We start from the raw sequence: 6,951 nt of genomic DNA on the forward strand, positions 1-6,951 counted from the left end.
CAAAACCCGGTCAAAGCTGACCACACCCTGCTTGGCTAGTGACCAGAGTTTCGGCATGAGCACGACCGCTGTCATGATCTTCCGCGCCCGAGTCACCAATTGGGATCGTGTGCAATCTAAAAGCTTCGCCAACACACCCTCAGTCGGGGTAGGCAACTCATCAGCCACACGTTCGACACTGGCAACCGTGGCCACCTCACCAGTAGGCAACACCACACACGCCACCACATCATCCACACCCACAGACCCACCAGCAGTCGCGTCTGCGTTTGAACTCGAAGTTGTGCCGCCCGTGACGAGTGGGCCTGTGCCGGGGTTGGAGGTAAACACCGCGTGTAGACCATGAGTGAAGTCATCCAACGGCGTCACGTGGGCACTAATGACGGTTGCCACGGCTTCAGCTTGCTTTACGCACGCTTCGTCCATGAGGCGCGTGGCGTCCTTAACCGTTTCGAATAGTTCTGCGGCCGGCCCGTCATATAAGTCGTTGCGCGTGCGTGTTGTGGTCATGTGGGGTCACCTCCTTGTGTACTACTATTCTATTTGCGTTCGAATGCGTGAGTCAAGGGTTTTATTCACTTTGTTTCTATTTGTGTTCGAACGAGCGTTCAGTCGCACACACAAAGACAAGCTTTCCTGAATGGCGGACACTGGCACTGAAAAGGAGGAGGCGGAGGGCGCCTACAAGCGCACGTCAAAGAACAACCTCCGCAGCGAAAGCAACGGCACTTAGCAACACGATACGGGCACTCAAGCTGACGAAACGGCACATGAACCGTGTACGTGACCCCACCTCGGCCACTCGCACCGCTCCCCCACCCGAAAAAGACCGACCACACTCCCCACCCAAAAAAATCTCATCCTCAAGGATGAGCCACACCCCCACAGCTATATCCCGCAGGCTGATGTTTCTTACGCCGCACCCAGCGAAAGTAGAAGCATGAACACATCTTTAACAACCGCACAACCCGCGATCTGTGCCCGCGGACTCAGCAAAACCTACGGCTCCGGCGAGGCTCACCTCACGGTCCTCAACAACTTCGACATCGACATCCGGTCCGGCCAATTCACCGCGATCATGGGCCCATCCGGTTCAGGTAAGTCGACGCTCATGCACATCCTGGCCGGGCTGGACACCCCCGACTCCGGCACGGTCACACTCGCTGGCCGCGCCATCACCGGCATCAGCGACACCAAGCTCACCCGCATCAGGCGCGCCCACATGGGATTCATTTTCCAGGCGTTCAACCTGGTACCGGCCATGACGGCGGATGAAAACATCATGCTCCCGTCCAAACTCGCCCGCAAAAGCATCGACCTGGACTTCAAGAACGCAATCGTGGAGAACCTGGGCTTAAGCGAACGTCTCACCCACCGCCCACACGAACTCTCCGGCGGCCAGCAGCAACGCGTGGCCGTGGCCCGCGCCCTGGTGAACCAGCCGGATGTCATTTTCGCTGACGAACCCACCGGCGCGCTGGACAAACGTTCCGGGACCGAGGTGTTAGAGACCTTGCGCGCGTGTGTCTCCGAGATGGGTCAGACAGTTGTCATGGTCACGCACGACCCGGCCGCGGCCGCGTACGCCGACCGTGTCGTCCTGTTGGCTGACGGACGTATCGCCGGTGAAGTCACAAACCCGACTGCCGAAGAGGTTTCGCAGGCTCTTCTGGAGGTCACCAAATGATCGTCAAAGCGAATCTTCGTTCCGGTGGTTCGCGCCTGATAGCAGCTGGGATCACCGTCATGGTGTCTGTGGCGTTCGTTGTTGCGGTCACCAGCCTGCTGACCGCATTTAACAACACGATGCGCGCCCAGTTCAGTACGCAATTCTCCGGCGCGGACTTGCTGGTTACCCCGGGGGACAAAGAACTCACGGACAAAGTTCACAAGACCGTTGCGTCGGTGGACGGTGTGAAAGACACACAGCTCATCGAGCAGGGCTTCGTTTTCACGACGACTGATGAATTCGCTTTCGTGTCTGTGTGGCCAAAGAACAGCCACATCGAAATCGAGGAAGGCAAGGCCCCGTCCAAAAAGGGCGAGATCCTCTACGACGCGAAAATGGCGGAGAAGCAGAACAAGAAAGTCGGGGACACCGTAGAGTTCGTCGTGCCTTCTGAGGACGGAGAAAGCGAAGATAAGGTTCCTTTCACCATCTCGGGCCTGGCGCAGGTTCCTTCCAGCGTCCCTATGTTTTTTGCCACCGATGTTTCGCAACTCTACCCCGAGGTTGATCACATACGCGTCTTCGTGGACAACCCGGCCGACACGGCCAAGGTCCAAGAAGCCGTTGCCAAAGCACTTGCTGGTTCAAAGGACGTCAAAACAGAGGACACTGGCGCCAAAGTGGCCGGCGGCTTCGACATCTACACAGTCGACCAGATCGTGCAACAACGCATGAAGGAAATGACCGGCGAAGCAACAGCCCTAGTCGCTTTTATCGCCGCTTTCATCATTGTCGCTCTGTTCGTTGCCGGGCTGGTCATCTCCAACACATTCCAAGTGCTCATCGCATCACGCACCCGCACCCTGGCACTCCTGCGCGCAGTTGGCGCCACCCGCTCGCAACTGCGCAACGCAACCCTTGCCGAAGGAGCAGTTCTGGGTCTCATCAGCTCGGTTCTTGGCGTCTTCGTAGGTTGGGGCTTCGCGGTCCTGCTGACACTGGCTGCACGCGCCTTTTTCCAGCCCACCTTCGCTCTTGCGCCACTCACCCTCCTCGCCGCCGCCCTTGGGCTGGCTGTGGGTGTCACCGTGACCGTTATCGCTTCGTTCTGGCCTGCGCTCAAAGCTACCCGCGTGTCCCCCATCGACGCGCTAGCACCAGTGGACATCCCAGCCCCAGCTTCCCGCTTCCCGTGGATCCGGCTGGTGGTAGGGACACTCCTCACTGCGGTTGGAGTCGCCGCGCTCCTGCTGGGCGCTGTGGTCGGCGAACTTCTCTTGGCACTGCCCGGCGGCATCCTCGCCTTCAGCGGTGTTCTGGTGCTCAGCCGCGTGTTCGTGCCACCAATGGTCGCCGTGATCGGCCGCGCGGGCGAAAAAATCTTCCGCTCCCCCACTTTGGGCCTCGTCGCACGCAACGTCAAACTGTCGCCGCGACGCACAGCCTCAACGACCTCGGCCCTTTTGGTGGGCGTCACCTTGGTGGCGACCATCCTGGTGGGCGCGCAGACCACCCGAGTCACTGCCAACGACGAACTCAACCGGGACGACCCCATTGACGTGGTGGCGACTTCGGCCTCGGGCAAGGCGGTCGACACCATCAAGAAGTCAGACGCCGTGGACAGCTTCGTCACCCTGCCTGGCGTGCAGGCCAAAGCATCGGTGCAGCTGGGGCACGACCTGGATGAAAATGACGACTCCCTGACCCAGGTTGTGGGCGTCGACAAGCACAGCGCCAAGGACGTGCCACGCGACACCAGTTTCCTGCCGAAACCAGGGACGGTGAACGTGCGCGCCACACCTGAAACCGAAAAACACGACGGCAAAACAGTCGACCTCAAAGTGGGCAACAAGAAGGTGAGCCTCACGTTGAAAGCCGTGGACGGCGTGCCCCAGAGTACTGTCGTTGCCAACAAGGCCGACGTCGCTGATCTGGGCCTCGAAGAGTCGAGCGGCCAGACCTGGGCGCGTGTCACGAACTCCGCTTCAGCGCAAGACATTTCCAAACTCCAGGCACAACTGGAAAACACCGGCGTGTTCGCGTACGCGGATGGTGCGGAACTGCGAGCGCAGTTCTCGCAAATCCTCAACATCATGACCGGCATTGTGCTGGGACTGTTGGCCACCTCGGTCGTCATTTCGATTGTGGGCGTGGGTAACACGCTGTCCCTGGCGACCATGGAGCGCAAGCGGGAGACGGCTTTGCTCCGGGCCATGGGGATGTCGCGGTGGTCGGCGGCGTTCATGGTTGCCGCCGAGGCGGTCCTCATGGCGCTCACGTCGCTGGTCGTTGGTCTGGGGTTGGGGATCCTGTTCGGCTGGACCGGCGTGCGGTCTCTCCTGACGGCCGACGGCCTCACGGTTCCGCTGGGGATTCCGTGGCTCATGTTTGGTGCGGTCGCGGTGGTGGCGCTCGTGGCGGCTCTGGCTGCTTCGGTGGTGCCCGCGATCACCGCCTCGCGCACCCAGCCGGCCCAAGGCGTTGCGATGCAGTAACGCGGGTTCCTACCGGGAAACGAAAAAGGAAGCGTGGATGCCACGCTTCCTTTTTCGTGTAGTTAGCCGGTGAGCTGATCGGGCCTGTAATTCAGAAGTCCGGGCCTTGACTTTAGAAGTCGTTCGGGGTGTACGGTGCGCGTTCCAGGGCGAACAGCGAACGAGCCTCCAGCGCCGCATCTGGGCGGACTTCCGTGATGCGTCCGGCGCGTGCGAGCACCACTGGGTCGGCGCCGCCCAGGTACAGGGACCCCAGCTCAGACACGTTCATTTCCAGGTCAGCGGGTTCGCCGTTGTCCAGCTTGGTCACGGTGGCTTCTTGACCGTCGGAGACCAGTCGGTACGTGCCGTCGGCGAATCCCATGTCGTCGTTGATGCGCAGCGTCAGTTCGCCACCAACCAGCCATGCGCGTGCTTCGAGCGACTTTTTCACGTCAAGGATGCGTAGCCAGATTCCGTCGTTTTCGTTGACGATCTTGGCACGGCGTGGGTCGGTGAGGAGCCATGGCAGAGGTGACTGGTGCGCTGCGTTGTTGAACTTCACCTTCACGCTCAAGTCGATGGCACCCAGGAAGGCCCACAGGGCCGAGTACGCGTCGTTGCTTACTGCGATGAAGTCAAGCAGTTCCAGGGTTCCGTGTGACCAGTCGTCGCCTGCGTTGTGTTTAAAAGAAACGAAGCCGTCTGGCTTTCCGTTTTCGTCATAGTGCAGGGCACCGCGCACGGCGTCGTCGGCTTCCCCGGTCTCAATGTCGTGTCCGGCAGCGAAGTCGTAGAGCGCCTGCTGTCGGCCAATAGCACCCGGTGATTTCTTCTGGAACTCTGCGTAGATCTGTGGTGCGAGTTCTTGCAGGGCCTGCGCATCACATATTTCGACACGGCGGTCGGGTTCGGAAATGAGCTGGAAACCTGGGGACGTGTCCACTTCCAGATCCGTGAGCCAGGAAGCTGCACCGAAGCCAAAGCGACGGTAAATGCCACCTTCGGTGACCGTGAGCGCTGCGAACGGGTAACCTGCGTCGGCCGCGTTGGTGAGGTTTTCGGTCATGAGGCGACGTAGCAGTCCGCGCCTGCGGTGAGTGGGGCGCACCGTCACCCATGTGATGAGGTGAGCAGGAATGAGCTTTCCGCCACCCACGTTCACGTTCTTTTCAAAGTGAGCGAACGTTGCAACTGGAATATCGGAATCCAACGCGTGGTCGTATGCCTCTTGGCTGTATGCGGCAGTGAACACGCGATCATCAGCGATCGCACGTTTCACACGCTGCAGAAGCTTTTCTCCCGACACGCGTTTGTCGTGGAACCCCGCACGCACCGCGTGAATGTAGTTGGTGGTTTTTTCGTCCGGGGTGTTGTCGGTGATGGTGGGCTTGAAGGTCTCAAAAATGTATTCGGTCACAAACTTCAGACTAACGCACCTGGCGGAATAAATGGGATCCGAAGGGAGATTGGGTGAGGTGCGTGACTGACACATTGCGTCGCGAAAAGTCGCGTGGATATCGTTAAAGCATGACTACTTCCCATGGCGTAACCCCACCGAACATTCCTCATCCCCACAACGGGCCGTTTGAAACGCCCGTGCCAGAGCAACGGAAGGAACCGTTCGAGAACCACTACCGCACCGCGCACGACCGCTGGTGGATGGGGCTCGTGGGGATTATTGCGACCATAGTCGTTTTCTTTGCTGTGTCGATTGTGGGCGGCATCATTGCAGTGGCGATCGACATCGCGACTGGTGCGATTTCGCAAGAAGACGCCATGGCCGGCAAGATCACCAACACGCCGCTATTGTTGCTCACGGTGAACCTGTCGCTCATTTTGGGTGGTCTTGTTGCTTTGCTTGCTCACCGGGTTTTGCACAAGCAGCCGTGGTCGCGCATGTTTTCGGTGTTGCCGCGTATGCGTTGGAAGTGGTGGGGGTTGAGCCTGGCGTGTACGGTGCCGTTGTTTGCGCTGTACATGGGAGTAGGGTTTCTCTTAGACAACAGCGCAATTCAGGGGTCGGGTGACTCGTCGTTCACGTTTGACGGTACAGCGGTGGCGTATTTGCTCATCATTGTGTTGACCACGCCGTTTCAGGCAGCGGCTGAAGAGGTCATGTTCCGTAGCTACGTTCCGCGCGTCTTTGGTTCGTGGATTCCGCGCGTGGGTGGGGTAGTTGGTGTCATTGTTGCCACGATCCTGTTCACGCTTGCGCACGGTGCGTCCGACCCGTGGTTGTGGGCCTACTACGCAGTGTTTGGGCTGGTCATGGCTGCACTCACACACTTCTCTGGTGGTATTGAGGCTCCCGTCGTTGTCCACGCGGTGAACAACGTGACCATGTTCATCGTTGCGTTGTTCTCAGGCGAAATGTCTAATGCGTTTGACCGAGGCGAAGGCACCGGTGGCGTGTTCATGCTATTCCCCATGGTGGCGCTTATCGTCATTGCTGGTGTTTTGACGTTTGTTGCCCGCTGGAAGAAGGTGGAGACGGTGGCCCCCGTTCACGTTCGCCCTGTTAAGCAGGCCCAGGTTCCTTATGGAATGCAGGGGCAGGTTACTCCAGCTCAGCCCCAGGGCCACCCGCACCCGTAGCGCGCGTTTACCCAACACAGCTCAAGTGGACTGCTCCCCATTAGTTGGACTGATGTGAATCAGTTGTCTACTAGTGAGGAGTATTTCTATGCGTGCAGATAGTACGTTGACTGCGAGTCAGCGGGAAGAGTTAGTGGCCTTGTTTGAGCAGGGTTTTAGCTACGGTGCTGCTGCTAATCGTGTCGGGGTTCGTCATGGTCCTGCTCAGAA

General features: G+C 59.2%; 4 protein-coding genes and 1 pseudogene. 3 read left to right on the top strand and 2 right to left on the bottom strand.

Annotated features, from left to right (window positions below; all coding sequences use genetic code 11):
- A pseudogene (locus QP868_RS11765) lies at positions 1 to 510 on the bottom strand (HNH endonuclease signature motif containing protein); the annotation flags it as partial.
- A gap of 430 nt (positions 511 to 940) precedes the next feature.
- On the opposite strand from QP868_RS11765, the gene QP868_RS11770 reads away from it, so the two are divergent.
- Both QP868_RS11770 and QP868_RS11775 read left to right on the top strand, forming a co-directional pair.
- Positions 941 to 1,687, top strand: coding sequence for an ABC transporter ATP-binding protein (locus QP868_RS11770; protein ID WP_284926757.1), 747 nt, complete (start codon positions 941 to 943; stop codon positions 1,685 to 1,687).
- The gene (locus QP868_RS11775; protein ID WP_284926758.1) at positions 1,684 to 4,164 is read left to right on the top strand and encodes an ABC transporter permease; all 2,481 of its coding nucleotides are present in this window, start codon (positions 1,684 to 1,686) and stop codon (positions 4,162 to 4,164) included. The genes QP868_RS11770 and QP868_RS11775 overlap by 4 nt, the downstream gene beginning before the upstream one ends.
- Before the next feature lie 112 nt (positions 4,165 to 4,276).
- On the opposite strand, the gene QP868_RS11780 is transcribed toward QP868_RS11775, so the two are convergent.
- Positions 4,277 to 5,563: a GNAT family N-acetyltransferase gene (locus QP868_RS11780; RefSeq protein WP_284926759.1), complete on the bottom strand. Its 1,287-nt coding sequence runs from the start codon at positions 5,561 to 5,563 to the stop codon at positions 4,277 to 4,279.
- Between the two features lie 110 nt (positions 5,564 to 5,673).
- Between QP868_RS11780 and QP868_RS11785 the strand changes: the two genes are divergently transcribed.
- Positions 5,674 to 6,741: a CPBP family intramembrane glutamic endopeptidase gene (locus tag QP868_RS11785; protein WP_284926760.1), complete on the top strand. Its 1,068-nt coding sequence runs from the start codon at positions 5,674 to 5,676 to the stop codon at positions 6,739 to 6,741.
- Positions 6,742 to 6,951 lie beyond the last annotated feature (210 nt).

The sequence above is a fragment of the Brevibacterium sp. UMB1308A genome (assembly GCF_030230605.1).
Classification (GTDB): Bacteria; Actinomycetota; Actinomycetes; order Actinomycetales; family Brevibacteriaceae; genus Brevibacterium.

Excerpts from the sequence above, each read along its gene's own strand:
- QP868_RS11770 (WP_284926757.1), top strand. The coding sequence starts at position 941 with ATGAACACATCTTTAACAACCGCACAACCCGCGATCTGTGCCCGCGGA.
- QP868_RS11785 (WP_284926760.1), top strand. The coding sequence starts at position 5,674 with ATGACTACTTCCCATGGCGTAACCCCACCGAACATTCCTCATCCCCAC.
- QP868_RS11775 (WP_284926758.1), top strand. The coding sequence starts at position 1,684 with ATGATCGTCAAAGCGAATCTTCGTTCCGGTGGTTCGCGCCTGATAGCA.